Annotated in this window: 21 protein-coding genes and 2 pseudogenes; 9 read left to right on the top strand and 14 right to left on the bottom strand. The window is 44.5% G+C overall.

From position 1 onward, the window contains the following. Window positions 1-101 precede the first annotated feature (101 nt). A pseudogene (locus NEPTK9_RS02435) lies at window positions 102-228 on the top strand (transposase); the annotation flags it as partial. Between the two features lie 170 nt (window positions 229-398). Further along, window positions 399-598 (top strand): annotated as a pseudogene (locus NEPTK9_RS02430) (transposase); the annotation flags it as partial. Between the two features lie 97 nt (window positions 599-695). Here the strand turns inward: NEPTK9_RS02430 and NEPTK9_RS02425 are convergent. Both NEPTK9_RS02425 and NEPTK9_RS02420 read right to left on the bottom strand, forming a co-directional pair. Continuing rightward, window positions 696-2732, bottom strand: a complete 2037-nt coding sequence (locus NEPTK9_RS02425; protein ID WP_194847240.1) for an alpha-ketoacid dehydrogenase subunit alpha/beta — start codon at window positions 2730-2732, stop codon at window positions 696-698. Between the two features lie 3 nt (window positions 2733-2735). Continuing rightward, a complete protein-coding gene (locus tag NEPTK9_RS02420) occupies window positions 2736-3848 on the bottom strand; it encodes a UPF0158 family protein (RefSeq protein ID WP_194847239.1) in 1113 nt (370 codons plus the stop codon). 123 nt (window positions 3849-3971) lie between these two features. On the opposite strand from NEPTK9_RS02420, the gene serS reads away from it, so the two are divergent. Beyond that, on the top strand, window positions 3972-5267 hold the full coding sequence (gene serS / locus NEPTK9_RS02415; RefSeq protein ID WP_194847238.1) for a serine--tRNA ligase: 1296 nt from the start codon (window positions 3972-3974) through the stop codon (window positions 5265-5267). On the opposite strand, the gene NEPTK9_RS02410 is transcribed toward serS, so the two are convergent. Next, window positions 5227-5871 carry a hypothetical protein gene (locus NEPTK9_RS02410; protein WP_194847237.1) on the bottom strand — a complete coding sequence of 215 codons (645 nt, stop codon included), beginning with the start codon at window positions 5869-5871 and terminating at the stop codon, window positions 5227-5229. The two genes, serS and NEPTK9_RS02410, sit on opposite strands and share 41 nt — an antisense overlap. Window positions 5872-6262: 391 nt before the next feature. Continuing rightward, window positions 6263-7465, bottom strand: a complete 1203-nt coding sequence (locus NEPTK9_RS02405) for an AAA family ATPase (protein WP_194847236.1) — start codon at window positions 7463-7465, stop codon at window positions 6263-6265. A 161-nt stretch (window positions 7466-7626) separates the two neighbouring features. Between NEPTK9_RS02405 and NEPTK9_RS02400 the strand changes: the two genes are divergently transcribed. Together NEPTK9_RS02400 and NEPTK9_RS02395 are read left to right on the top strand one after the other, a co-directional pair. After that, on the top strand, window positions 7627-8394 hold the full coding sequence (locus tag NEPTK9_RS02400; protein WP_194847235.1) for a VIT1/CCC1 transporter family protein: 768 nt from the start codon (window positions 7627-7629) through the stop codon (window positions 8392-8394). Then, on the top strand, window positions 8378-10294 hold the full coding sequence (locus NEPTK9_RS02395) for a heavy metal translocating P-type ATPase (RefSeq protein WP_194847234.1): 1917 nt from the start codon (window positions 8378-8380) through the stop codon (window positions 10292-10294). The genes NEPTK9_RS02400 and NEPTK9_RS02395 overlap by 17 nt, the downstream gene beginning before the upstream one ends. A 1-nt stretch (window position 10295) precedes the next feature. Here NEPTK9_RS02395 and NEPTK9_RS02390 read toward each other — a convergent pair whose 3' ends face one another. The 7 genes from NEPTK9_RS02390 to NEPTK9_RS02360 all read right to left on the bottom strand — a co-directional run bounded on the left by NEPTK9_RS02390 (window position 10296) and on the right by NEPTK9_RS02360 (window position 14941). Next, complete coding sequence (locus NEPTK9_RS02390; RefSeq protein WP_194847233.1) at window positions 10296-10580, bottom strand: DUF2442 domain-containing protein; 285 nt, start codon at window positions 10578-10580, stop codon at window positions 10296-10298. 11 nt (window positions 10581-10591) lie between these two features. Next, a complete protein-coding gene (locus NEPTK9_RS02385) occupies window positions 10592-10906 on the bottom strand; it encodes a hypothetical protein (protein WP_194847232.1) in 315 nt (104 codons plus the stop codon). Window positions 10907-10956: 50 nt separating this feature from the next. Beyond that, window positions 10957-11940 (bottom strand): hypothetical protein, encoded by a 984-nt coding sequence (locus NEPTK9_RS02380; protein ID WP_194847231.1) that lies wholly within the window; start codon window positions 11938-11940, stop codon window positions 10957-10959. A gap of 2 nt (window positions 11941-11942) precedes the next feature. Then, on the bottom strand, window positions 11943-14018 hold the full coding sequence (locus NEPTK9_RS02375; RefSeq protein ID WP_194847230.1) for a tetratricopeptide repeat protein: 2076 nt from the start codon (window positions 14016-14018) through the stop codon (window positions 11943-11945). A gap of 72 nt (window positions 14019-14090) precedes the next feature. Beyond that, window positions 14091-14354 (bottom strand): DUF2442 domain-containing protein, encoded by a 264-nt coding sequence (locus NEPTK9_RS02370; protein ID WP_194847229.1) that lies wholly within the window; start codon window positions 14352-14354, stop codon window positions 14091-14093. A gap of 47 nt (window positions 14355-14401) precedes the next feature. Further along, complete coding sequence (locus tag NEPTK9_RS02365) at window positions 14402-14671, bottom strand: DUF4160 domain-containing protein (protein ID WP_194847228.1); 270 nt, start codon at window positions 14669-14671, stop codon at window positions 14402-14404. Between the two features lie 3 nt (window positions 14672-14674). Further along, window positions 14675-14941 carry a hypothetical protein gene (locus NEPTK9_RS02360; RefSeq protein WP_194847227.1) on the bottom strand — a complete coding sequence of 89 codons (267 nt, stop codon included), beginning with the start codon at window positions 14939-14941 and terminating at the stop codon, window positions 14675-14677. Between the two features lie 348 nt (window positions 14942-15289). On the opposite strand from NEPTK9_RS02360, the gene NEPTK9_RS02355 reads away from it, so the two are divergent. Then, window positions 15290-18370: an NAD-glutamate dehydrogenase domain-containing protein gene (locus tag NEPTK9_RS02355; RefSeq protein ID WP_194847226.1), complete on the top strand. Its 3081-nt coding sequence runs from the start codon at window positions 15290-15292 to the stop codon at window positions 18368-18370. On the opposite strand, the gene NEPTK9_RS02350 is transcribed toward NEPTK9_RS02355, so the two are convergent. After that, window positions 18348-22046 carry a trypsin-like peptidase domain-containing protein gene (locus NEPTK9_RS02350; RefSeq protein ID WP_194847225.1) on the bottom strand — a complete coding sequence of 1233 codons (3699 nt, stop codon included), beginning with the start codon at window positions 22044-22046 and terminating at the stop codon, window positions 18348-18350. The two genes, NEPTK9_RS02355 and NEPTK9_RS02350, sit on opposite strands and share 23 nt — an antisense overlap. 229 nt (window positions 22047-22275) lie before the next feature. Further along, entirely contained in the window at window positions 22276-22524 is a 249-nt protein-coding gene (locus tag NEPTK9_RS02345) for a hypothetical protein (protein WP_194847224.1), read from the bottom strand. Window positions 22525-22783: 259 nt separating this feature from the next. Here NEPTK9_RS02345 and hrcA point away from each other — a divergent pair, with 259 nt between their 5' ends. The 3 genes from hrcA to dnaK are packed head-to-tail and all read left to right on the top strand — an operon-like array spanning window position 22784 to window position 26341. Beyond that, a complete protein-coding gene (gene hrcA, locus NEPTK9_RS02340; protein WP_194847223.1) occupies window positions 22784-23866 on the top strand; it encodes a heat-inducible transcriptional repressor HrcA in 1083 nt (360 codons plus the stop codon). A 4-nt stretch (window positions 23867-23870) separates the two neighbouring features. Next, on the top strand, window positions 23871-24422 hold the full coding sequence (locus NEPTK9_RS02335) for a nucleotide exchange factor GrpE (RefSeq protein WP_320412043.1): 552 nt from the start codon (window positions 23871-23873) through the stop codon (window positions 24420-24422). Between the two features lie 2 nt (window positions 24423-24424). After that, window positions 24425-26341 carry a molecular chaperone DnaK gene (gene dnaK, locus NEPTK9_RS02330; RefSeq protein WP_194847222.1) on the top strand — a complete coding sequence of 639 codons (1917 nt, stop codon included), beginning with the start codon at window positions 24425-24427 and terminating at the stop codon, window positions 26339-26341. Between the two features lie 193 nt (window positions 26342-26534). Here the strand turns inward: dnaK and NEPTK9_RS02325 are convergent, their stop codons facing one another. Next, on the bottom strand, window positions 26535-26705 hold the full coding sequence (locus tag NEPTK9_RS02325; RefSeq protein WP_194847221.1) for a hypothetical protein: 171 nt from the start codon (window positions 26703-26705) through the stop codon (window positions 26535-26537). Window positions 26706-26765: the final 60 nt, after the last annotated feature.

The raw sequence follows: 26765 nt of genomic DNA, 5'->3' as shown, positions 1-26765 counted from the left end.
CCCAACATATTCTGATAGCTGCTGGTTTAATTCCTTGTTTGTATTAATGCGAAATCGAAAGGCTTTGCGAATAATCATAGAGACATTTTACTCTTTGGTTTATGCCTAAGTCAACAAAAAATTTAAGAAGAGGAAGATCGTGTGTTTTTCTACTACATACTCATTTGGTCTTTGTTACAAAGTATCGAAAGAGGGTCTTCACGAAAAGGGTTCTTAAGGAGCTAAGGAGCTGGGCAAAAATAACTTATACATTTCTGCAACCATAACATCTTCATCTGCTTTGTTGCAACTCCTTGAAAGCTAATAAGCTTCCTGCGGATTTGCGCCGCGCAGCTAAAGCGCTATGGCACCAGAAATGCATGAGTTATTTTTGCCCAGCTCCTAAGAGAAATCTTTAAAAGGTTGCTATCTCTAACTTAGAGATTCTTTAAAAGGCGTTTTTTTCCGGCTTATTCGAAAAAAAGGGTATCCTTCAGTTCAAAAGGCATTATAGGGCAATAACTTTTGGTCCCTAAGTTATTTTGCTGGTAGTTGCGGAGGAGCTGCTATCTCAACAATCAGGCAATATATTGAAAACCAGCAAAAACCAATGGAATGAGTATTTGCGCCTTTCATCTCGGCCCTAAAGGACCGAGTTTTTCGGCGCAGGTGAGAAATCTTCTCAGAACTTTCTCACCCCCACCAGAGAAACTCCGTTAGTATTTAGCAAGGGTGCGCGCAGCTACCTCGATATCCTCTTTTTGGGGGAGGATCGTATCTTCGAGGTGTTTGGCGTAAGGGACGCAGCTGTTTTTGCCCCCTAGACGCTGGATCGGCGCATCGAGAAACTCAAACCCTTTTTCTGAGATTTGGGCAGCGATCTCCGCTCCAAAGCCGCAGGTTAGGGGCGCTTCATGAAGGATGAGTGCTTTATTGGTTTTCTCTAAAGAGGTGAGGATCGTCTCGATATCAAGAGGAACGATGGTCCGAAGATCGATCACTTCGACCGAGATCCCTTCATCTTCAAGTTTTTGGGCGACCTCGGAAGACATATGGACCATGAGCCCCCATGCGATCAGGGTAAGATCTTTTCCTTCACGGACAACACGCGCTTTTCCAAGGGGGAGGGTCTCTTCCTGGGTGGGCTCGGGGTTTGCCGAGAAAACTCTTTGCCGGTAAAGGGCTTTATGTTCGAGAAAAATAACGGGGTTTGGGTCGCGGATGGCACTTTTAAGGAGCATTTTGGCATCGGCAGCGTTGCTAGGGAAGGCCACTTTGAGTCCTGGGCAGTGGGCAAGGAATGCTTCGATACTTTGGGAGTGGTAGGGCCCTCCTTGGATATACCCTCCTGTGGGCATCCGGATCACAACGGGACAGTGCCACTCTCCGTTCGAGCGGTAGTGGAAGCTTGAGAGTTCGTTAAAGAGTTGGTTTACCCCGGTCCAAAAATAATCGGCAAACTGGATCTCTGCAACGGGTTTGAAGTGGCTATGGACTGCCATTCCAATGGCGGTGGCAACGATCGTCGACTCTGCTAGAGGGGTGTTAAAGCACCGCTCTTCTCCATATTTAGCGGTCAGACCACGGGTAATCCCAAAAACGCCCCCCTTGCCGCGGGCGACATCTTGCCCAAAGATAATGACACCGGGATCCCGCTCCATCTCTTCGTCAAGGGCGTGGTTTAAGGCGTCCATAATGACAACACTTTCACCGCGCGCTTCGGGAGTTTGGATAAAGGTGGCATCGACTTCTTTATAAACATGATCTAAAGCGCGCTCTTTTTCTTGAAGGGGGAACTCTTCCCCTTTTAGGGCGGCTGTTTCGATCTCTTCTTTGATTTTTTCTCGGAGCGCACTGATCTCTTCAGGGGTGATCAGCTCTTTTTCCAAGAGCCACCCTTCATAACGGGGAAGGGGATCTCTTTTTTGATCTGCTTCGGTTTGCGCTTCGGTTTTATATTTTTTGGGATCATCACTGCTACTGTGGGCGCCGATTCGAGGGATCTTCGCAACAATGAGAGTGGGCCCTTCGAGGCTTCTTCCTTTTTTAACCGCTGCGCTCAGCGCTCCATCAACGGCTTCAAAGTCACACCCATCGATTTCATGGACGGTTAGCCCAGCGTACCCTTTGGCCATGTGGGCAATCGAGCCCCCTGCTGTTTGATCTTCAACGGGAACTGAAATAGCCCAACCATTATCTTGGATGACGAAGATCACCCCTAGCTTGTGGACACAGGCGTAGTTAAGCGCTTCATGAAAGTCTCCTTGAGAGGTGGAGCCATCCCCACCAGACACGTAAGCCACTTCATTGGTTCCAGCTAAGCGAGCGGCTTTAGCAATGCCAACAGCTTGGAGGAATTGGGAACCAACAACACTCGACTGACAAGGAATTCGCAGCTCTTTATGGGAAAAGTGGTCGGGCATCATCCGCCCTCCCGAATGGTGAGGAACTTCGCGGGCTAAAAAAGCACCAAAGATTTCACTTAAGTTACACCCAAGACCAATCGCAAAGGCCCGGTCACGGTAATAGGGAAATCCCCAATCCTTTCCTTGCTCAAGGGCCTCACCAGACATCACACCAATCAGCTCATGTCCTGCTGTGTAAAGGTGGAATGTCCCACCTTTATTTTGCCGGACAAGCTTTTGCATTTTCTCATCTGTAAAGCGAGCGCGGTAGATCCCTTCAAGAATCTTTAAACACTTCGCTTTGGAAGAGACAGCAAGAAGATCTTGTAGAGGGGCTTTTGCTTGCATGACTTATCCTTCTTCTTTTTTCTTTCCGCGTTTAATGGGAGTAACCTGCTTGATCCCCGCTTCCCGTTTTTTCTGGAGCATCTCCTGGATCTCTTTCTTCTCTTTAGGGGCACTTTTTTTCTTTCCAGGGAGGAACCCTTTTGCAATCCCTGCAATTTTACTTTTCTTCTCCTCTCCCCCTTCGCTCACAGCTTGGAGAAGACGCTCTTCGCTTTCAAGACCTAAGCCTGAACTCGACTTGAGGCGGTCAGAGAGGTGGCGGAGCGACTCGAGACGTTGTGAAAGGGCTTCGAGTTTCGTGTCGATTTTGACGCGCGAACTTCCTCGAAGACTTGCGATGAGCTGCGCTTCGGTATCGAACTTCGCAGAGAAGGTGACCGAAGTACTGGTAAAATCGGGATTAAAGAGAAAGGGGCGAATCGCCTGAGGAACGGTCTTATAAATATCGATGGTGTACTGGGGCTCAAGCTCCACTTTTGCCGCTTGCTTTGGAGGACGTCCCCGTTTGGGACGAGGATTAAGCGCTTCATTCGAGTAGTAGGTCTTTGACTTAACAACGATTGTTTCACGCGCATTTTGAACATCTTTAGAAACTTTTGCATCAAACTGGTGGTGCTTCACCTTTTCTAAGACATGTTTTGTCACATCGAGATCTTCTTCAAAAGCAAACTGTATCTCCTCACTGCGGAGCCATTCGATAATGCGAATCCGTGACCGCTCGTGGTAATACTGCTGCCACTTTTCAAGCTCTGTTAGGTGGTCATAGATAAACTCAAGAAAGTTTTCCCGCGCCTCTTTAGAGGAGATGATGTCGAGAAGCTTTTCCTTCGTGTCGATATCATAGACCTTTTCATTGACAAAACCTTCCATAAACTTCTTGGTTTCATAGAAGGTCATCTTCGGAATCAGGCGGAAACGGTCAGCGCATGTCTGAAGCTCTTTCTCGAGCCCCTCGAGCTCTTCAACACTCTTATCCAGGTCGGCAAAAACGATGAACCCCTCCACGGTGTCGAGGTAAAAGTCTCTTTCATCATCCGACTTTGCGAATGCGTCCATCAGACGGTGGAAACGGAGAATGAGAGGGTTTTGCACTTTAGGATATTTTTGTTTTGCCATGAATTTGCCTGTAAATCTTTGGTGAAATTTATTCTTATCGTAACAATAATTTTCCAATCTTTCAAGTAGGAAATATTTGCCTTATATTGTACACTGAATCGCTTAGAGAATAAAGGAAAAACCATGCTTGACATCAAACAGATCCGCGAAAACCCCCAAGAAGTGGAAAAAAAACTTCAAACAAAGGAAGAGGGGGTCTCCGTTCAAAATATTCTTAAGCTCGATGGAGAAATCCGCTCCCTAAAAATTGAGGCTGAAGAGCTTAAAAACATCCGCAACCAAAGCGCCAAAGAGGTGGGTGAAAAAAAACGGCAGGGTGAAGATGTCACCCTCTTGCTCAAATCGATGGAAGGGGCCAAAGAAAAAATTTCCACCCTCGACCACAAATGCAACGAGCTTGAAGCGCAATTAAAATTTGAATTAGGATGTCTTCCCAATCTTCCCGAAGAAGGGATCAAAGCTTCTCTCGATCCAGCAGATAATGTCGAGATCAAAACTTTCGGTGAAAAACCCTCCTTTTCTTTCGAGCCCAAGAACCACCTCGAACTCAATGAAAAGCTCCACCTCTTTGACTTTAAACGGGGGGCAAAAATCGGAGGAAGTGGGTGGCCCGCCTACCGAGGCATGGGAGCCCGTCTCGAGTGGGCACTGATCAACTTTATGATCGACACCCATGTCGCCAACGGTTTTGAGCAGTGGATCCCTCCCCTGCTAGGGCGAAGCGACATCCTTTTTGGATCGGCCCACCTTCCTAAATTTGAAGATCAGCTCTTCAAACTCCGCGATAAAGATCATGATCTTTATCTCATTCCAACTTCAGAAGCAGTTCTGAATGGCATCCACTATGATGAAATTCTCAAAGAGGAAGAGCTTCCCCTTAAATATACCGCCTACACCCCCTGTTTTCGTCGCGAAGCAGGAGCCGCAGGAGCAGGTGAGCGGGGGCTGATCCGAACCCACCAGTTTAACAAGGTGGAGATATTTTGCGTTACCCGCCCCGAAGAGAGTGAAAAGATCTACAATGAAATGGTTGAAAGTGCCGAGACGATTCTTCAAGCGCTCAACATTCATTACCGGAGCATGCTTCTTGTGACGGGAGATATGTCATTTGCCTCTGCAAAAACAATCGATCTAGAGGTGTGGCTTCCTGGGCAAAACCGTTACTATGAGGTCTCTTCGATTTCCAACTGCACCGACTTTCAGGCGCGCCGCTCAAAGATCCGTTTCAAACGGGGTGAAGGGAAGCCGGAGCTTGCTCATACCCTTAATGGGTCAGGCCTTGCTACTTCCCGCCTCATGGTTGCCCTTCTTGAGAACAACCAGCAGGAAGATGGCTCAGTCACGATTCCCCCCGTTCTCCACAAATACCTTGGAGGGGTTAGTCAGCTTGGTTGTTCTCCGGCTGGTTCTGCTGATTAGCCGCTTGAACCATTTGTGTAAATATCGCTCCAACATCGTTGTTGGGGATATTCCAGGGGCGCAGATTAAAGCCAGCTAGGCTCATATTGGTGTTGAGAAACCTTATTAAAAAAGAATTCGCTCTAATATCACCAAAGAGTTGATTCAACCTATTAACGAGCACATTTTGCGCTACATTCTGTTGTGCATTTTGCTCATTAATACGGTCAATCCTTCTAAAAATTTCTCCCTCAACTTTAAAAACCTCCCAAGTGACATACCCAAAAAAGTAGGACGCATAGCGACAGATATCTTTAAAAAAGGGGGTGTACTTTGAAAGGGTGTAAAATGCAACAGCCAAGGCAAAGAACCCTACGGCAATCTGAGTTGTCTTTTCTTGCGCTTTTAAAAGTGCATTTTTAACATCAGATTCTCTTACCCCCTGATTTTCTGCATAACGAGTAATAATATTGGCATTATCAGCATTGAGTGTAGCCGTTAAAGCTCTTTGAACACTTGCTTCGTTAACTCGCATAAAATCTTGTATAGGGGCAACTAAAGGAGTTGCCCATTGTCGAGCATAATCGAGTACTGTAAGTCCATATTGAAATCCTTGCTGTATCATCTTATTTCCTCCTTGTTGGAAACTTGTACCTGTGATTGCCTCCGAGGGGTGCCTGAAGGGATCTTCGATTTCTTTTCAGGTTCAGGGGGGCAAAATGACCACATACTTGCCTAAAGTAGGGGTCATTTTTCCCATCTAAACCTGTAGAAAAAGAAAAATTCAAGCAGGCATCCCTAGGTAGCAATCGCAGGTTATTAAGCATCAAGTTTAATTTTTTCTCCGATTAAAGAAAAGCTTTTTCTGCTCAGTATACGCCAATTTTTGGAGTCGATGGACAGCTGCGGCTTCACTAGACTTCCTTTCTTCCTCACCCATAGCACTTTGGCTATGGGATTCGTCATTCAAGAAAACCTCCTCTGAATCCCTTAGCCCTAAATTTCGAGAGCAGAACCTAAACCTCCTGAAGGCCCACCCCTACAAGCTTAGGGACCGATCGAATCATGAACTGATCAAATAGAGGAACTGTAAATGCTATTTCCCCATGAGAAGGGCTATAAATCATCCCTTTTTTAATCAGCTTTGCTCGGACAGGACCAAGGCTTGCAATTTTAACCCCCAATATATTTACTACATCAGAGGTTCGACAAATTCCCGACCCTAATTCAGCCATTGCTCTAAGAAATTCTTTTTCACTGGGAACAAGCCGGTTAAAGCGAACACGGAAAAAATTTTCATCAAGCCGCTGAATCGCCGCCTTTGTTGCTTTCCTAACTGCTTCTACAGTAATCGGACTGCTTACTGCCGTATTCCAAGTGACGTACCCCCACTCCTGGAGAAAATAAGGATATCCCTTTGTAAGGGAATAAACCTCTTCTAGCGCTGAAGCATCAAAACAAATCCCTTCTTGTTTGGCTGGATCTTGAAGGGCTCTTATCGCATCCTCTTTTGTTAAAGCTCCAATATTGGGAAAACTAAATAATCTCTCTGCGTAGGATTTAGAGTCTCCTGCTAAACCAGGAAGGATAGGAAGTCCCGCTCCTAATAACACAACAGGGAGCTGGCGTTGCTGCAATTTATGCATCGCCATAATCAAAGCCCCTAACTCTTTTTTATTAAGGTATTGCAATTCATCAATAAAAATCGCAATTGGACAACAGCGATCAGCAGCAGCTTCACCAATAGCAATAAATAGCTCAGGTAAATCAATTTCTAGGTCACCGCTATCAGCACATCCTTTCTCAGGATCGATATCTAATCGAACTGAGACTTCACCATAAGTCAGCTTTAAGCCTGCCACAAAACTCCTAAGAACAGAAAGGGCCCTTTTTGCTTTATTCCCCACTCCTGCTATTCGATCGATATCAAACAAAAGAGACCGAAGATAAGGAACAATTAAAGGGCCTAACCCTTTGTCTTCATGAGCCTCAATGAAAACAGTTCGAAACCCATTATTTTTAGCAGCGTGTTCGATCTGATTTAAAAGAACTGTTTTACCCACACCATGAAGTCCTGTCAGCAGTAAGCTTTTCTCTGGGCGTCCTCCCTTTATTCGACCAAGAAGGATTCGCCCTTGTTCTAACACAGGATCTCTACCTACTAGCTCTGGAGGAGGGGTCCCTGCTCCTGGAGAAAATGGATTTTTCAAAGGGTCCATAAATCACCTCATTTTTACAATTTATACTCGTTTATACTCATTTATACCTGAATCCAGGTATAAATGGGTATAAATAGGTATATTTCTCTAAAAAATAAGAGAAAGCGCTCGATATAGATAGGCTCTTGGGTTTTTAAACCCAATGAGGTAAAGTAAAAAACATGAACGAGAAAAGCCATAACCATTTTGAGGGAAAAGATGCTATCGAACATCTAAAGGCGGCACGGGAAAAGGGGGCGCGGGCGACCTCGGAGGTCCATGGCGCTGAAACTCCCGGCTACATCACTGCCGCTGCAGATAGTATTAAGGAAACGGCCATTATCCTCCTTGGCATCGGAATTTTACTAAGTGCTTTTGGGTTTTCCCCTTCAAGAGCGGTTTGGGTTCTCGGTTTTTTCTCGTGCGGATGGCTTTTCTGGCGCGTTGGACGGAGCGCCCTTTTGGGATGGGCCCGTCTTGAGCGCCTCCACCGCCTGATCGAGCAAGAGCGGTGGGAGATTGAACACCACCGGGCTCAAGAAAAAGAAGAGCTGACCGCGATGTATCAGCAGAAAGGGCTGACCGGCAAACTCCTCGACCAAGTGATCGAGGTGCTGATGGCCGATGACAACCGTCTTTTGCGGGTCATGCTCGAAGAAGAGCTCGGCCTGACCCTGGAGTCTTATGAGCACCCTCTTAAGCAAGCTGTTGGGGCAGGTGTGGGAGTCCTTATCGCTGCTTTAACAATCGGAGTGGGCTTTTTCTTTGGAGGGTTTGTCACAGCCGCTATTTTCTCTGGTCTTATCTTTGCGGTTGCCACCTTGGTTGCAAGCAAACTGGAAGGAAATGAACTCATCAAGTCGGTAGTCTGGAACTTAGCCGTTGGTATTTTAGCGATTGGGACCATCCATTTCTTAGCCCGTTGGACCGCTCATGCCTTACATCTTTGATGAATTTTTCACTTCGGGGCAAGAAGAGAGTATCAGCCCTTTTCTTAAAAAAAATTCCCGCTGCTGGGCCCATAACCTGAGCTTAAAAAGTTCTCTTCTCTCCGCCTTTTTCCTCTTGAGCGCTTTTATCGCTTCTTTTTACCGCATCGATCTTTCTAATCTCTGTTTACTTTTCGTCTACTTTTTAGCGGGAACCCCGGCCCTTTTGGGGACGATTGAAGATATTAAAAACTTAGAGATCAACATCGATGTTTTGATGACCCTTGCTGCCTTTCTTTCTTTTATGATTGGAAGCCAAATGGAGGGAGGGCTCCTCCTTGTCCTCTTTGCCTTTTCGGGGGCGATGGAAGAGTCGGTCTCGAAAAAGGCGAAGGGAGCGCTCATTAGCCTCAACCACCTTTCGCCAACAACAGGGATGGTCATCGGCGCCGCTGGGGCGCTGGTCGAACGGTCGGTCCGAGAGATTAACGTGGGAGACCATCTCCTTGTCCGAGCAGGTGAGGTTGTCCCCCTCGATGGGAATGTGATCGACGGAAGTTCATTTGTCAACCTCGTCCACCTCACGGGAGAGAGTGCCCCCGTCTCCAAGAAAAAGGGGGATGAGGTCCAAGCTGGAAGTCGAAACCTCGATGGAACGTTGACGATTGAAGTGACCAAGACAAGTGCTGAGTCCACCCTTTCAAAAATCATTAAGCTCATCAATGAAGCGCAAGGGATGAAGCCAAAACTCCAACGGTTTTTAGATAAGTTTGGCAAGCGGTACGCCTTGACGATTATTGCCCTTTTCTTCTTTTTTGCCTTAACCCTTCCCCTCATTCTCTCGGTCCCCTTTTTGGGAGTCGAAGGATCGGTTTACCGCGCCCTGACCTTTTTAATTGCGGCCTCTCCTTGCGCTCTTATCATTGCAACTCCGACCGCTTACCTCAGCGCCATTAGCGCCTGCGCCCGTAAAGGGGTTCTCCTCAAGGGTGGAGTCACCCTCGATGCCTTTGCTGCCTGCCGCATTGTTGCCTTTGACAAAACGGGAACCCTCACAACAGGAGAGCTCACCTGCACCGGAGTGGAGCCCCTAGGAGCAACTCCAATTTTGACCGAAGAGGCGCTCGCCCTTGCAAGCGCCCTTGAAAGACATGTCACCCACCCCATGGCGCAGGCAATTTGCCAGTTTGCCGACAAGAAAAAGGTTGCCCCCGCAACACTCTCCAACTTTCAGTCGGTGCCGGGGTTTGGCCTTCAAGCGGTGACCGAAAAAGGGGAAACGGTGAAGATCGGCAATGAGGCCTTCATCTCCCCCGAGAAACCTCTTGATAAAAAGGAGATGGTTACCTTCTTAAAGGTGGGAGAGGCTTTGTTTCGCTTTTCTTTTTCCGATGCCCTCCGCCCACAAGCCAAAGAGACCCTCGAAGCGTTAAGAGAAGAGGGGCTAGAGGTGGCGATGCTCACCGGCGACCATGAAGAAAGTGCCCATAAAGTGGCTAAAGAGCTGGGGATCGCCCAGGTCTATGCCGACCTCCGCCCCGAGCATAAGCTTGAAACGATCTCTAAACTCTCAGCTGAAAAACACCTCGCCATGGTGGGTGATGGGATTAATGATGCCCCGGCACTTACCCGAGCAAGCGTCGGGATCTCGATGGGAAAAATTGGGAGTGCGACCGCTGTCGACGCCTCCGATATCGTCCTTCTTCAAGATGACCTTACCCTGGCCCTTTGGCTCCATCGAAAAGCGAAGAAAACCCTCCGGATCGTCCAAGAAAACCTCACCTTGGCGCTCGGCGTCATCTGCCTCGCAACCACCCCAGCCTTGCTGGGGCTGATTCCCCTCTGGCTCGCTGTCATCTTGCACGAGGGAGGAACCGTTCTTGTTGGGCTGAATAGCCTAAGGCTTCTTAAGAATAGATAGACTACATGTAATCTTGACGATATTTTTCCCAGTAATACAGGTGCTCAGGCTTGAAGTCCTGACCATGAGGCCACTCTAAATTCTCAATTTCATTGATTTTGACCTTTTTAAAGTATTCAGGGTCTTCCAGTTCCTTCCACCAACCTTCATGCCACCAACCTTCATGTCTGATCTGCCCAAAATCTATCATCTGGATTTTTCCATCTTGGTACCGGATTTCGATAATAAATTCCCCAAGAAGTTCAAATGATTCAAATGATTTAATATTAAACTTATGCTTAAGCATACTAAAAACAATTATTTCTGCAATTCATCGTACACCTTCTTGGCATATTTTTGGATCTCGTGCCATTTAGGATCACTCACTATATCCTTATCACTTTCCGGACGAGCTTCGGAAGTATCATAAGCATAAACCATATCATAAAGCTTTTTAAGCATTTGATATTGGCTATCCGAAATAATAATATCACTAGGATCTTCAAGAATCCCTTCACATTCATAAAATCCTTCTGTTGTATCATCATATGAATCACAGATTTCTGAATCCTCATGCCTCACCCAGATGTGTTCCTGATACTCCTTACTGGAGATGTACCATATTTTTTTCATAATCCATTGAAAATCAGAAATTTTCTTATCCGCAAGCATGCTAAAAACAATTATTTCTGCAATTCATCATAAACCTTCTTGGCATATTTCTGGATCTCGTGCCATTTAGGATCTTTTAAAATCTCTTCATGATTTTCTGGGGTTGTCCATGTATAGATTTGAACAGAACGCCCCTCGTAGTAACTTTTCATCCTTTTAGAAAGCTCTCCTAAGCTTTTATAAAACGGCCCTGCTTCTACAGAAAATTCCTCTAGTTTATCGACCTGCTCACCAAAAATAACCATAGACTCTATAAAGTCAGAAACTCCAAACTCCAACCATACCTTGCGCTGCGTTGCACTGTCTGAAAATAGCCAGCAGATATTCAGTAAGGAAGCTTTAAATACTTCTAAATCGCTTTTTTTTGTCATCCAGTGGCTCAAAGAAAAGTCCTCAAGAGGTTGGCGGCACATCACATCGGTAATAGTGGTGGTATTTCCATTGAAACCTACAGCTTGTCCATTGACAAGATGGAGAACATAACGCTCTTGTCTACTTTTAGCTGGACTATTAGGATTTCCCTCAAATATCCGCATTTCTTCTAGCGAATTGAGAGGGTTCAGATAGCGGAGACCTGTACAAAAAGGGGGAAGGACAAATAGAGCATCCTTTGGAATTTCAGAGGGACAGTAAGCTGCTCTTACTAGATTGTCAAAAAGGGGCTTTGCATACTCTATGATCTTATGCCACCTTGGGTCATTGACGATTCCTTCATCATCTTCAGGTTGATCTAATAAAGAGTCATACTCATCTACCATCTGGCAAAGATTTTTAAGCATCCTATATTGCTCTTTGGTCATGATGACATCGCTAGGATCCTCTACAATTGGATCACCTACCTCATAGAGCTCCATAGTAGTTGCTTCATATGTATCACAACTTGTTGGGTCTTCACGTCTAACCCAAATCCGCTCTTGGTAATCCTTATCAGAGATGATTCTAATAGTACCAATTAAAGATGAAAAATCTCCTATTTTATATTTTTTGTTCTCCAAAACTACCACCCTTTAAATTCATATTCCTCTAAAGGAATATGAATAATCTTTTTATTCGATTCCATCTCTACTAGACGTCCATCTCTAGAGAGAGCCTTTTTACCATACCTCTGAATAACATAGGGTTTTCTTTGGACAAGGTTAGGACTCTTGGGATTTCCTGGCATAACACGGATATAAATTGCTTGGTTTTCTGTGGTCCCAGGTTTAACATACCGGATTCCTCCACCCTTTTTCGAAAACTTTGCAACGACATCTCGAGGGATTTTTTTCGGTCGAGGAGGCGTTCGATAACCTAAGTGATGAAGGACCTTTCTCACTTGTGTTTCTGACAGAGCCTGCCCTTTAAAGACCTGATTATTTAGCTTTCTTCCAAGGTTCGCCGGCTTTGTTGCTTTAAGCTCTTCGAGCATAGGAGCTGCTTTTTTCCACCACATTTCATAATGGGTTGTAACAGCTCCCCCTTTTTGCATGGCGAGGGTCATCTTTTCTAGCGAAAGGGTCGCATTGGCTCTTCTTAGACCTCGGTAGGCTTTTAGCGCCTTACCTGCCCCTGCAAAAAGGAGGAAGTCTACTCCATAACGTCCAATTAGCTGGCCAATGAGCTCTCCTTGACGGGTGTAGGAAAGAAGCTTTCCTTTGTCCAATAGCTCTCCCATTTCGGGGAAGAGAATTTTTAGCGTACCATAGCATCCACTTGTCTGTATGAACTCTAAGGCATTTTTGCATGCATAAAGCATCGCAGTTGAGGCCTCTTTTGGGTTTGTTGTAAATGCCCAAAGACCATGACTCAGTCCTTGCGCGCTGGAAAGTAGGGCAGGACCAAAGTCAACAAGGGCTTCAGTTGCTCCTAAGGTAATCCCTTTAACCACCCCTCCAAAAAACTCTAAGTCACCTTTAAAATCATCAGGTATGTAGCTAAGGTCTATTCTTGCTTCGGCATAGTCTTGAAGCGCCGCATGAAAGTCTCCCTTTTCAAAGTAAGCAATTGCACGCTCGATATGGGCTTCTTTATGACGGGGATGATTGGCAATGCAGGTCGAAAGTGTTGCAATAGCATCATCAAAAAGATCTAACTCACACTCCGCTCGCCCTTGTCTAAGTTGGGCTTCTAAAACGATTTTTTCATTTAAAAGTTCGGGAGGAGTTATTTCAAGCAGTTTCTTAATGTCTGCGATACAACTCATATTATCGCCCTGGTCGAAGAAGCATCGCGCCCGGTTGAGATAAGCCATTGGAGCATTATGCTGAGTAATGCATTGATCTTGGATGTCAGAATAGGCTTCCATCATCGCATCGAGTCTAGCTGCGACTAGGGGCATATGACGTTCAAATAAGGTGTCAATTCTTTGACCTTCCATAACAACCATATTGAACTTCGATTCTTTTTTTTGAAGGCCTGTTTTGAGGTTTACTAAAGCCTGCCTCCCCCGCTCACTTGTAAGAGGGGGATCTTCTTTTATACTGATTTGCTTTTTTAACTTTTTTATATCCCCATCTAACGAATCAAGTTCTACTCCATGGTTCTCATTCCAGTAAAACCTCCAGTTATCAATCAAACTTGAAAAAATACAAGTATTCAACCTTTTGATGGTTTTTAAGGATCGGACTTCGAAATCTTCGTAGTCGTATTCATTCTTTTCAGTCGAAAAAGGATAATACTCCACCCAAAAGGTTGCCCCTTCATAATTCCCCTTTTCGTTTTCACCATGTTTGATGCCCCAATACATGACCGGCCCCTCATCATCTCCACCAAAGTAGGTTGTAAAGCTTCCTCCAGACAGTCTAATCCATCCATCACACAGAGCCCGATACCAAGGATCATCCAAACTGATCGGTAGAGCATAAGAAAACGGAATGTTTTGGCAGGCATAGCTCAAGCGGTCCAACTCCCAAAGGGCAAGAACCGCTTGCCATTCAACTTTCTGCATCCCTTCAGAGCCCCATTCACCACACCTATGGGGACACTCAAATTGGGTAACCATTTGCTCATCTGAAAAAAACCAGTCAAAAATCCCCGCTAACAGAATGCTAGGAAAAAGAACCACAGGTAAGAGCTTTGTAATCAATTTATTCATGCCAACCTCCATTGTATGCAAGGATCAATTTTCCTCCTTTTAAGAGATTTTTGGCAACCAAAAATAGATAGACTACATGTAGTCTTGACGATATTTTTCCCAGTAATACAGGTGCTCAGGCTTGAAGTCCTGACCATGAGGCCACTCTAAGTTCTCAATTTCATTGATTTTGACCTTTTTAAAGTATTCTGGGTCTTCTAATTCCTTCCACCAACCTTCATGTCTGATCTGTCCAAAATCTATCGTCTGGACTTTTCCATCTTGGTATCGGATTTCAATAACAAATCCGCCAAGAAGTTTAAACGATTTAATATTAAACTTATCTGGATCTTCCATAAACCTATCCATAAAGCATAACATTCTTAATTTTCAACTGATTATAACTAAAAAATTGGTGCAGTCGACTCAGGAGTGTCTTGCTGGAGATTATGCCAGAACTTTAACAATTCCTCTTTATGGAGAACAAGCACCTTTTGAATGGTTTTTGATTGTCTCGCTGGAAATAAGCGCCCATTCAACTGCTCTCCAGTTTCAATCGCGAAATTCCCTTTATATTCACCATATTTTACTAAAACATGCGGCAAGTGGTGGGGAGCCCCTATTTCCCTAAATATAAAGAATACAATTCCACAAATTTCACCTGCCTTAGGCATGAGTTATCCTGCCCTCTTATCAAAGGCTTCAGACCTAAATTCTTCCCAGTAATCGATAAAGTCTTCCCGAAACTCTTGGATAATTTTCCCAGCCTTTACTAGTTTTTCCGTTGCCAAAGTACCAGAGAATCTATGTCCTGTTTCGAGATTAAAACATGCTGCACCCCCCAGACCATCTTCTACAAGAATAGTATGGTCAGCAGCTCCATTTTCTTCAGCCATATAGTAGGAAAGACCATCCCACTCCGCTAACTTGATCTTCGACTGCATTTTTCCAAAACTCCCATAACAATTGCCCTTACCCTAAAACTTTAAACTATACATCCTATTACCTGCAAACTATATCCATTCCGAATGGGTATATACCCAAATAATTTCAAAAATTGGGAGTTTGCCAAAGCCGGCGCCTCAGGTTTAGCTCCTTCGAGGCAGTCCCCTATGGGGAAGATAGGGGCGATGCAGAGGGGGGTTAAAGATGGGGATGCTGGCTCGAGCAAAAACCAATTCTTGATTTTGTTTGGGTATACATTCAATAGTTCCAAAAAATCAGCAAGCTTGTATGGTAGGGGTGAGGGGGAAGTGTGTTTCCCATTTGCATTTTATTATCAAGCAGTTAAGATGAAAAGACCGGATAAAAAGGATAAGCTGTCTAAGCAAAAGGCAGTCGAGTTTGAAAGCAAACAGTTCGAAGAGTATTACGTTTGGCTTCAAGAACATATGCCCGATGGCTTTTTCGAAGAGATTGAGCCTGACCAGTATATGCTTATTGCCCATTACCTGATGGGATTTCCCCTTCTCGACCACTATTGCCAAATTCAATTGAAGAGTGAGGCCTTTGTCCTCATGCTCGACTCTCCCGATGTCGACATGAAGATCTTAAAAGCGTTTAACCTCTATGGCATCAAAAACTACCACACCTTTATCTCTGATGCACCACCCCCCTTTCCGGGGGTGAAAAAACGTCTTGTGATCGCTCATATCCACTTCACCTCTTATGAAAAACCGAAGCCGGAGAAGGTTAAGGAGCTCTTATCCAAAGAGAAGCGGCATGAAATTTTCGAGGGGCTCAAAGAAATCATACCTGAGATGACACAAGAGGAATGTGAAAAGCTGATCTCAGCGATGGATCCTCTTTTTATCCGCTCCCTTTCGACAGAGCGCTTGATTCTGGCGCTTCACATGTTTTTTCGAGCGCGGACCCGCGACTACTGCCAGTATGAGGTGCGCTACCATGAAGATTGGAAGTATGGAAAGCAAAAGGGGGATATCCCCTCGATGCAAATCGTCTTAGCATGGCGCAACACACCAAAACACCGCTTTTTATTCCGTCTCGCGAAAATGATTTTCCGCCATAATCTAAAAATCACACGAGTCACGGCATCCTATGTCGAGCCCTATAGCAAAAATAGTATCTTAATCATGTCCTTAGGGCTCCATGGAATCAAGGGGAAAGCTGCATGGGAAGAAACCGATACTCAAGATTTTCTGCAAGAACTGGCAACTCTAAAGTACTTTCAAGAGGGCGACGACATCGAAAAAGTCTTTGTCGAACCGGGGCTACTGAGGGGAAACATCGGCAACCTTTTAAGAAGTGCGGCCAGCTTTGTACATCAAACACTCGTTCACGCCGACCTCAACCTCTACACGCTGAGCAACGTGATCGAGGGGCTTTGCCGCCACCCGGAGCTGACGACAGTGATCTGTAAGGCTTTTGAGCTCAAGTTTCACCCGAAAAGCAGCAACCTCGATGCCTACATGAAAGAGCGGGAAAAAACGCTCATGCTCATCGACCATCTCGATACAGGAAATGAGCTCTACGATACCCGCCGCAAAAACATCTTGAAACAGGCGATGTATTTTGTCGAATACACCTTGAAGAATAACTTCTATCGGAATAATAAAAGTGCCCTTTGCTTCCGCCTCGACCCCCGCTATCTTAACTATGTCCCTTTCAACCGGCGGGAAAAATTCCCAGAACTTCCCCATGGAATCTTCTTTACCCGAGGAATGCACTTTATTGGGTTCCATATCCGCTTTAAAGACCTTTCTAGAGGGGGGCTTCGAACCGTCTTCCCGCAGCGGTATGAGCAGATGATCGCCGAAAGAAACAATGTTTTCCTAGAGTGTTACAACCTCTCCTATACCCAACAAAAGAAGAACAAAGATATTCCCGAGGGAGGGGCCAAAGGGATTATCTTTCTAGAGCCCTATGATCAACTTTTAACCGAAGCGCAAATCTACAAAAAAGAGCTGAAAGGGGCCAATCTTGAAGAGGGAGAGATCGAAGAGATCATCCGCCAGTTTAAAAAAGAGCAAAAGGTCGAATACCTTTACCAAACGCAGCGGGCTTTTATCCATAGCCTCCTCACCATTGTCAACTGCATGGATGATGGAACGCTCAAAGCAAAAGATGTCAAAGACTACTGGGGAAAACCTGAATACATCTACCTCGGTCCCGATGAAAATATGCACAATGTGATGATCGAGTGGATCGCCGGCTACAGCAAACTCTGCGGCTACAAGCCAGGGATCGCCTTCATCTCCAGTAAGCCAACAGCAGGGATCAACCACAAAGAGTATGGAGTCACCTCCCTTGGGGTGAACGTCTATATGGAAGAGGTTCTCCACTATCTAGGGATCGACCCCCACAAAGATCCCTTTACCGTTAAAATCTCTGGGGGTCCCGATGGGGATGTTGCCGGAAACCAGATCCTCAACCTCTACACAAAATATCCGATGACCGCTCGCCTCCTTGCCATTACCGATGTTTCCGGAACGATCTTCGACCCGAAAGGACTTGATCTCTCTATCCTTACCGACCTCTTTCACCAGACAAAACCCCTTGCGGCTTACCCGCCCAAGCGGCTCAACGATGGGGGCTTCCTCCTAGATCTTCAAACGAAAAAAGAAGAAACCGCGATCTCCCAAAAAACCCTCTGCTGGCGCAAAGAGGGAAACAAACTCCGCGAAGATTGGCTGTCGGGAAGTGACATGAACCACCTCTTCCGCCACAACCTCCACCAAATCGAAACCGACATCTTCATCCCTGCAGGAGGAAGACCCCGCACGCTTAACGAATACAACTATCAAGACTTCCTCTGCAAGGGGAAGCCAACCTCCCGCGCCATTGTTGAAGGAGCGAACCTCTACCTCACCCCAGAAGCCCGAATAGAGCTTGAAAAACTGGGTGTGATCATTATCAAAGATAGCTCCGCCAATAAGGGTGGGGTGATTTGCTCCTCTCTCGAAATCTTAGCGGGGCTCACCATGAGCGAAGAGGAGTTTTTAAAACATAAAACCGAGTTGATGCCACAGATCTTAAAAATCATTGAGGATAAAGCCCATGAAGAGGGGCAGCTTCTCCTAAAATCACGCGACGATACAGGAGAGTTTCTCACCGACCTTTCCGACAAGGCCTCTGAGAAAATCAACGCCTATACCTACCAGCTCCTCGATTACCTTGAAGGAGTTGCTCTCTCATCCCAGCCCGACGATCCTTTGGTCCAGGCATTGCTCAACTTCTGTCCTCCGCTGATCGCCGAGAAGTACCGTGATCGGGTAGTGGGCAATATTCCTGAGATCCACAAAAAGGCGATTATTGCCAGTTTCTTGGCCTCTCGCCTTGTCTATAAAAAAGGGCTTTCCTGGTCTCCATCGATCGTAGATGTTCTCCCTCTTATTTCTTCCGATTTGAATTAATGAAGTTACTATTGGAGGATGAACTTGAACTACTAGAAGATGAGTTATGGTTTGAAGAACCCGTTAATAAGGAACCTTTTTTACTCCAACTACTTGGGCAAACTGGTGTAATTTTTTGTAGGAGCTGGCTAAGTTTGCCATCTTTTGACGACTTAACTGATTCACATAAAAACCCTAACTCACAACTGCTTAGACTGCCCCCATGGTTTTTGACCCACCCCTCAATATACCTAATTATAATATCTTTATATTTCTCCTGCTTTTTGCTCCCAACGAAAAAAGCAAGTGCAATAATAGCGTTTATGTCCATCGAACTCAAACGAGAAGGAACTACACCTTTTAACCACTTATCGAATAAAACCTCCCTCTTTTTTTCCCATTGATCAAGTGCATCAGAAAATAATCTCTCAAAATCATATACATGAAATTTATCGACTTTTTTTGGAGCAGTAACTTCAAACCAAGCTTTTAATAACGAATTCGCCTTTTGCTGATAAGGACAACTCTTCCAATCACCCAAACACTGAATATCATACGCAGTCAACCCCTCTCCATTTGTTTTGAGCCCATTATCAAACCATTTCTTAATCAAATTGTACCCCCTGTCTTTCGAAAATTGACCTGTTTTAAAAAGCCACTTTAACTCTGCAGGCCTCACCTCCCCTTTTGGAAAGTTTTTTTCTACATATGTTAGCCAGTTAAAAAAATACTCATCAACAGACAGATCTTGGATATGATCCAATGATGGAAGATTATGGGGTGGTTTGTTTTTAATAGACTGGATTACTTCTTTTAGGGCTTGCTCATCTTGCTGAGTAAAAGCCCCTTTAAAAGCAACCGCTTCAAACTTTTTTTTCCAGTAAGAATCCTCTGACAAGTGTCCATCTTTATAATATTTTTGAACATGCTTTGCACTGTAGTTGAGGTTTCCTGGGAATTTTAGTGGTTGAGCTTTTTTTCTTACCAAAAAAGCGTACAGATGGTACATAAAGGCCTGCTTAATATCCCCCTTTCTACTAAGAGCTTCCCCTATGTAACTGGATGGAAAAGCAGTCAATACAGATGTATCAGAGTACCTTTGCTGCTTTCCCTTCAGGAGCTGTTTATAATAGACAATAGCATGATCGTTATTTCCTAATTTTCTGCTTACAACCCCTAAAAGCTCATATAGTTTCTGCACACTCAAATACTTAATATTGAAACTGTCTTTAAATTTCTGTTGCTTACTGAGCTTTAAGACTCTCATTAAGTTATCTAGGGATTTCTGAGGATTGTCCTTGAGGTTATCTTTAGCAATCCTACCAATCAATCGAGCATAATCATCATAATCCCCAAGATTCTTGCTTAATAAGAAGTGGAGTGCCTCGTGGATCAGCCTATGTGCAGCAACATTATCCTTTAATTCTTTGAAAAAACCTCTAAGATCTAAATAAATGTTCGTTAAGTTCACTCCTCTATGTATCGTCATCTGCTCAATACCGCGCCTAAACCAAATCTCTGCTTCTTCTGTTAACTTTAGCTTAGCATGACAAACCGCTAACCTCCAATACGCCATCCCTTTAAAGTATTCGGAACAGGATTTATTTCTTAATAACTCTTTATAAGCCGCTATACACTCCATATATCTTTCTAGCCCTTTTAGGGAGTAAGCAAGAGAAGAAAGACTATCAAAACTCCTTCCATCAATCTCTAAGAGCTTATCAGCAACCTTTAATGCCTCTTCATAGCTTTCATTTTCAAAATGATAGTCTGCCATTTTTTTTAATAATGACTTGTGTGATTCCTTTGAGCCTAGGACATCAGGATGGGTAATAATTTTTTGAATATGTGAGAAGTAGGATATATTTTTTTTATTAAAAGACTTTTCAAAAGCATTTAAAGCATTTTTAAGATAATTTTGCTGCTCTTCTTTTGAAAGTGCCTCCAAGATAAGCTGTTTATTCATTGCATGTATTTCATAATAATTTGATTGAATTGTAATAAGGCCTTGGTCAGCAATCGATCCAATTTTATTAACGGTATCAACCTCTTGTATAGGTGGATCAAATGCCTTAAAAAGATCTACAGCAAACTTCCTTGGGATTGACACATCGGCAGAAAAAGCTAAGAAAGCTAAAATATTTCTCGAGCTATGATCTTCTTTTATCGACTCGATCCCAACAAGCATTGAAGCTAAAACACTTTTTGGACGTTTTTGATAATCTGGGTGAAGTCTTAGGTATTCAGAAAAACTACTTTTTTGCTTTTTTACCCATATCACAACCTCTTTCAATAAACCTGGGATTGCTTTGAGCCCTTTAGCTAGGGAGATAGCTTGTTCAGCTTCCTGTTTTCTCTGATTAAAAGGAATTGCAGACAGTAGGTAGTCTTTTGCTTCATTAAGCTTTAGGCTGCTTAACGACATCTCTTCGAAATGAGCCTCTTGAACATATTTAGAAGCAAGAGTTGTTGTTACAATCACCTTAAAGCGAGAGTCATTAGCGGGAAGTGCCCGGTAAATAAGCTCGAGCCCTTCTATATGGTTCACTCCATCAAATACAATTAAGTACCCCTTTAAGTTATTTCCATGTTCTTTAAGGTAGTCACAAGCTTTAGTTCGATGCTTACCATCACTTTTGTATCCACATAGCTCCAAAAGATTTTTAATCCCAGCTAATATACTATTATCTGTTCCCCCTTCATACGCAATGGATTTTTCTCCACTGGTAAATTTAGCTAACATAGAGGACTTTCCTATCCCTGAGGGTCCCGTAATTGCAACCTTATTTTTTTCTTTTAAAAGCTCTGTCAATCTTTTTAGCTCAGCCCTCCTTCCGCTAAAGTCGGGTGGAAGCCTAAGCCTTTTTCCCGTTATAGGAGCCTTCCAAAGAGGGGCCGTTTTTTGGGACTGAGCAAAGTAATTTATTTTCTTTTGAAATCCATCTTGAGATTTTAAGTCTTCGATGATCCTTGACATCAATGTTGCAACGCCGGCGTAAGGATGCATTTTACTCCCTGAACCTTCGGAGGATTTAGCGTAGTGTAAGCCAATAAGCTTTCCATTCAAGTTGAATACTGGGCTGCCTGAAGATCCACCAGATGTTCTACTTAAATAAGTAACAGCAAAAACCTTCAATTTATGAACAGCATCGACTGAATAACCAAAGACCCCTTGAGCTCCTGTAATAGAGTCCTTAATTCCTGGATGACCTAACACTACCGCTGTATCATGCTGCTTTGGGGTAGCATAGTCAAAAATTGAAATAGCACTCTTCTGAACCTTATTCAAATAAGAATTGTACTGCGGAGACTCCTTAAGAGCAATAATTGTATAGTCAAGTTTCCCTTTAGAAACCCCATATTTGCTAGGGTTTGGTGAAGTAAAAAAAACTGTGTCTGGATCAAATGCAATGGGGGGAGTTGTAAGGATGGTATAAGATCCCTTCCTGTCTTCTTCCAAGCGAAAAATTCGGACAGACCGTTTTTTTGACTGCTCTTCGCTTTTTATCAAATGCCAGTTCGTCATCAGCAGTCTTGGGCCAATTAAAAACCCGGTACCCTTGCCTGAATTCCCTTCAAAAATTCTAAAAACAACAGGCGCATACTTTTCAACAATGCTTTTAACTTCTTTTGCTCTATGCAGAGTGTTAAAACTTCTAGGGTCTTCACTTTTTTTTTCGCTAATTGTAGAAGACATGATGAGATTTCTCCTTAGTTTTTAGTAATTAAAAATTACTTGTTTTTTTGATTTTTTTAAACAACCCACTTAAAATTAAGAGATTAACGCTCTTTTTAGCACAATTGATCAAAAAGGAAGAGAGCGATACTGGTATCCATCGATTATAGATGTCTTGCCTCTTATTTCCTCCGATTAGAATTAATGAAATTAATATTGGAGGACGAGCTTGAGTTACTGCATGAGGAATTTAAATCGTTTGGTGGCAAGTGTAACCCATTGGAAAAAATTTTGAGATAAAAACATCCTCAATAACAGATATTGGAGAGCTTTCAAAGTTTCTTGATGACCTCTTAAACAGGATAAATTTACAAGTGGCACTTACCTCATAAGCTTTTAGACGCTCTGGTTCCTCAACTTCTTTAGGCCAAGCCTCTAGGTAATCATATACTTTTTTTTGTGAATCATGTTGGTAACTTCTACTAGTTCCTGTAGACATGGCTAACTCCCTGCTAGAATTAAGTAAACATTTAATTAAAATTTAGATAAATTTGTCAAGAAAAATATTTTTATATGATAGGTTCTGCTCTCTAAGTTTAGGGTCTAGAGATTTGGAAGAGGTTTTCTTGAAGTTTGTTTTTTTTCAAAGAACTCAATCCGTTCATCATAAATTATTTGCAAACAAACCAAGCACTCAAGCCCATCGAGTGCTAATTTTTCCTTGCCAAAGAGATCGCCTCTTGCTATACTCGTAGGTGATGGTAACAAAGAAGAAGCAAAAATCTGAAAGACAACAAGAGGTCCTCCTGGGGCTCGTCGAGCTTTTCCTCCTCACAGGAAAGGCGGTAGGATCGAACACCCTCAAAGAGAGCGGCTTCGATCATATTAGCTCGGCCACGATCCGGAATTATTTTGCCAAGCTGGAGGAAGAGGGGCTATTAAAGCAGCAACACTCCTCCGGAGGACGGATCCCTACCGCTGCCGCCTATAAACTATTTGCCAAGCACCATCTAGAAAGCAAGGAAGTGTCTGAAGAAGAGTTCAAGGTGATGAAGAAAGAGCTCGATCAAGATACCCGCGAAATTGCTAGCTACTTGCAAAGCGCCTCTGAACTTTTGAGCGACCTAACGCAAGGAGCGGTTTTTTTATCTTCTCCCCGTTTCGACCAGGATTTGGTGACAGATATCAAGATCGTCAAGATCGACCCAAAGCGATGTTTGGTTGTCATTGTGACCGACTTTGGACTGATTAAAACAGAGGTTTTGCATACGCCAAAAAAACTGAGTAGCTTTTCTCTAAAACGGCTCGAATCCTATTTCCGCTTCCGATTAAGCGGATTGGATCGCCCGAAGCTAAATGCTGAAGAGGAGGAAATCGGCGCCAATTTCTACAGCGAAATTTTGATGCGTCACATCGTCGGTTATTCGAACTTTAGCGCCGAAGATATTTATAAGACGGGGTTTTCAAAATTGATCCGCTTCCCGGAGTTTCGGGATGCAATGGTCCTAGCAAGTGGCCTTTCGATTTTTGAAAACAGCTCGTATATGCGGGGCCTTTTAAGTAGCTGCGTCAAATCAGAGGGACTCAAGGTGTGGATTGGAGATGACATCTCGTCAGCTGCGCAAAGTAGCATCATTGCTGCTCCCTATTTCATTCATGGAAAGGCGGTAGGCGCCATTGCCATTTTAGGACCGATTCGGATGCCCTATCCCAAGCTGTTTGGGATCTTGCGCAAGTTTTCAGAGGTGTTAAGTGAAGCCTTGACCCGCAACCTCTACAAGTATAAAATCACCTATCGTCAACCCGAAACATTAAAAATTATAGATCAAACAGGAGAATAAACACGTGGACGAAGAGCCGCAAGAAACAACAAATAAAGAAGAAGTGATCGATGAAACAGAGCTTCTCAAAAAGCAAATCAAAGAGGAACAAGAAAAGTACCTCCGCTCCCTTGCCGACATGGAAAATTCACGGAAGCGGATGCAAAAGGAAAAGCATGATGTGACCCGTTTTGCAGTGGAAAATGTCATCGGAGAATTCCTCTCTCCCTTAGACAATTTTGAAAATGCGATGAGCTTTATCCACCAAGCTTCGGAAGAAACGCAAAACTGGGCCAAAGGATTTGAGATGATCCTCACCCAATTTAAAGATATTTTATCGGCACATAAGGTGACCTCTTATACGTCAGAAGGACACCAGTTTGACCCCCACCTCCACGAGGTCCTTGAGATCGAAGAGACCGAGAAACATGAAGATGGAATGATCATTCAAGAGTTTGTCAAAGGGTACAAATGTGGCGATAGAGTCCTCCGTCCGGCGCGTGTCAAAGTAGCGAAAGCGCCAGCGCAAGAGGAAGAAAAAGAAGATCAACAAGAAGAAGAAAACAACGGAGAATAATTATGGCTAAAAAAACAAAAGTCATTGGAATTGACCTTGGAACCACCAACTCTTGCGTCGCAGTGATGGAAGGGGGAGCGGCAAAGGTCATTGCCAACGCAGAAGGAACACGGACCACCCCCTCAATCGTCTCTTATAAAGATGGAGAGCGCTTAGTAGGGGTCCCTGCAAAGCGGCAGGCGGTGACCAACCCAGAAAAAACCCTCTACTCGACCAAACGGTTTATTGGGAGAAAGTTTTCTGAGGTCGAATCAGAAATCAAAACAGTCCCCTACACAGTGGCTGCCAATAGCAACGGCGATGCTGTTTTTGAGGTCGACGGGCAGACGCTTACTCCTGAAGAAGTGGGCGCTCAAGTCCTTAAGAAGATGAAAGAAACCGCAGAAGAGTATCTCGGTGAAGAGGTGACCGAAGCGGTCATCACCGTTCCCGCCTACTTTAACGACTCGCAGCGGCAATCGACAAAAGATGCCGGAAAAATCGCTGGTCTTGATGTGAAGCGGATCATCCCTGAGCCAACAGCAGCCGCTCTTGCTTATGGCCTCGACAAGGAAGGAGGCGATAAAAAGATCGCTGTCTTCGACCTTGGAGGAGGAACCTTCGATATCTCGATCCTGGAAATCGGTGACGGCGTCTTCGAAGTGCATGCGACCAATGGTGACACCCATCTTGGGGGAGATGATTTCGATAACGTCATCATCAACTGGATGCTCGAAGAGTTTAAAAAGGAAAGCGGCATCGATCTTTCAAAAGATAAGATGGCCCTGCAGCGGATTAAAGATGCTGCGGAAAAGGCAAAGATTGAGCTTTCCGGAACCCAACAAACCGAGATCAACCAGCCCTTCATCACCATGGATGCAAGTGGCCCCAAACACTTAGCATTGACACTCACCCGCGCAAAGTTTGAGAGCTTAGCATCGAGTCTGATCGAGCGGTGTGTTGAGCCTTGCTTAAACGCCCTAAAAGACTCAGGAATTAGCAAGTCTGAAATCCACGACGTTCTTCTCGTTGGAGGGATGAGCCGGATGCCTGCTGTTCAGGAAAAGGTCAAAGAGATCTTCGGCAAAGAGCCTCATAAAGGGGTCAACCCGGATGAAGTCGTTGCAACAGGAGCGGCGATTCAGGGCGGAGTTCTTGCAGGAGATGTGAAAGATGTCCTCCTTCTCGATGTCATTCCCCTAACGCTTGGGATTGAAACAATGGGAGGAATCATGACTCCCCTCGTCGAAAGGAACACCACCATCCCAACACAGAAAAAGCAAACCTTCTCAACCGCTGTTGACAATCAGCCTGCGGTGACCATTGTGGTTCTTCAGGGAGAGCGAAAAATGTCAAAAGACAACAAGGAAATCGGCCGGTTTGACCTGACCGAAATTCCTCCCGCTCCACGAGGAACGCCACAAATCGAGGTTGCCTTCGACATCGATGCCAACGGAATCCTCCACGTATCTGCCAAAGATCTCGGCTCTGGAAAAGAGCAAAAAATCGAGATCAAGGCGCAGTCAGGTCTCGATGAAAAAGAGATCGATCGGATGGTCAAAGATGCAGAGGTCCATGCTGAAGAAGATAAGAAGAAAAAAGAAGAAGTTGAAAACCGAAACAAAGCGGACAGCCTCGTCTTCCAAGCAGAAAAGGCCCTAGCTGACTATAAGGATAAGCTTCCCGATCACCTCACTAAAGAGATCCAAACCCGGGTCGACAAGGTGAAAGAGGTCCTTAAAGGGACCGATGACGCTGCGATTTCAGCCGCTGCTGATGAGCTCAACACCTACATGCAAAAGATTGGTGAAGAGGTTCAAAAGCAGGGTGGCGCTCAGCCTGGTGCTCAGCAGCAAGGAACCCCTCCCCCTCAGGGAGAGGCCAAGCCTGATATCGAAGAAGCTGAAGTCGAAGTCCTCGACGACGAAGAGGATAAGTAATCAGCAAGAGCTATTGCTTCTTTAATATGCAATCGCTCCATTAAATCGCCTGGCATGTCTGTCAGGCGATTTTTATTTAGAGGTTGTCGTCAAGAACTGATCAATCCTTAAGCCCTTCCTATGGGGAATTTCATCGTTGTCCTTCTTCGAAAGCCCGATTTGGGCTTCCTGCATCGGACGCCTTGAACTTTCCTCATAGTAAGCCCTTCTTTATTGAACATTTCTTGACGACAACCTCTAGCCCCAACCTTTCTTTGGTCCGAAGGACTTTCAGGACATGACGATCCAATATCTCATCGCTCAAGATCCCCTCCCGATAAGCTTTTTCCAAGGCGGCATAAGCAACTGGGATGATTTGGGTCAAAATGACCTCCACATCTTCATAGCGGTGGGCCCCATAAAAAGAAAAAATTTAACCATTTTA

Origin of the sequence: Candidatus Neptunochlamydia vexilliferae, assembly GCF_015356785.1 — a bacterium.
Taxonomy (GTDB): domain Bacteria; phylum Chlamydiota; class Chlamydiia; order Chlamydiales; family Simkaniaceae; genus Neptunichlamydia; species Neptunichlamydia vexilliferae.
The sequence above is the reverse complement of the archived record's forward strand: the minus strand, read 5'-3'. Positions and strand labels throughout refer to the sequence as shown.

Excerpts from the sequence above, each read along its gene's own strand:
- NEPTK9_RS02405 (WP_194847236.1), bottom strand. The coding sequence starts at position 7,465 with ATGGACCCTTTGAAAAATCCATTTTCTCCAGGAGCAGGGACCCCTCCT.
- hrcA (WP_194847223.1), top strand. The coding sequence starts at position 22,784 with ATGGTAACAAAGAAGAAGCAAAAATCTGAAAGACAACAAGAGGTCCTC.
- NEPTK9_RS02395 (WP_194847234.1), top strand. The coding sequence starts at position 8,378 with ATGCCTTACATCTTTGATGAATTTTTCACTTCGGGGCAAGAAGAGAGT.
- NEPTK9_RS02360 (WP_194847227.1), bottom strand. The coding sequence starts at position 14,941 with ATGCAGTCGAAGATCAAGTTAGCGGAGTGGGATGGTCTTTCCTACTAT.
- dnaK (WP_194847222.1), top strand. The coding sequence starts at position 24,425 with ATGGCTAAAAAAACAAAAGTCATTGGAATTGACCTTGGAACCACCAAC.
- NEPTK9_RS02370 (WP_194847229.1), bottom strand. The coding sequence starts at position 14,354 with ATGGAAGATCCAGATAAGTTTAATATTAAATCGTTTAAACTTCTTGGC.
- NEPTK9_RS02410 (WP_194847237.1), bottom strand. The coding sequence starts at position 5,871 with ATGATACAGCAAGGATTTCAATATGGACTTACAGTACTCGATTATGCT.
- NEPTK9_RS02400 (WP_194847235.1), top strand. The coding sequence starts at position 7,627 with ATGAACGAGAAAAGCCATAACCATTTTGAGGGAAAAGATGCTATCGAA.
- NEPTK9_RS02355 (WP_194847226.1), top strand. The coding sequence starts at position 15,290 with ATGAAAAGACCGGATAAAAAGGATAAGCTGTCTAAGCAAAAGGCAGTC.
- NEPTK9_RS02345 (WP_194847224.1), bottom strand. The coding sequence starts at position 22,524 with ATGTCTACAGGAACTAGTAGAAGTTACCAACATGATTCACAAAAAAAA.
- NEPTK9_RS02375 (WP_194847230.1), bottom strand. The coding sequence starts at position 14,018 with ATGAATAAATTGATTACAAAGCTCTTACCTGTGGTTCTTTTTCCTAGC.
- NEPTK9_RS02390 (WP_194847233.1), bottom strand. The coding sequence starts at position 10,580 with ATGCTTAAGCATAAGTTTAATATTAAATCATTTGAATCATTTGAACTT.
- NEPTK9_RS02365 (WP_194847228.1), bottom strand. The coding sequence starts at position 14,671 with ATGCCTAAGGCAGGTGAAATTTGTGGAATTGTATTCTTTATATTTAGG.
- NEPTK9_RS02420 (WP_194847239.1), bottom strand. The coding sequence starts at position 3,848 with ATGGCAAAACAAAAATATCCTAAAGTGCAAAACCCTCTCATTCTCCGT.
- NEPTK9_RS02385 (WP_194847232.1), bottom strand. The coding sequence starts at position 10,906 with ATGAAAAAAATATGGTACATCTCCAGTAAGGAGTATCAGGAACACATC.
- NEPTK9_RS02350 (WP_194847225.1), bottom strand. The coding sequence starts at position 22,046 with ATGTCTTCTACAATTAGCGAAAAAAAAAGTGAAGACCCTAGAAGTTTT.
- NEPTK9_RS02425 (WP_194847240.1), bottom strand. The coding sequence starts at position 2,732 with ATGCAAGCAAAAGCCCCTCTACAAGATCTTCTTGCTGTCTCTTCCAAA.
- serS (WP_194847238.1), top strand. The coding sequence starts at position 3,972 with ATGCTTGACATCAAACAGATCCGCGAAAACCCCCAAGAAGTGGAAAAA.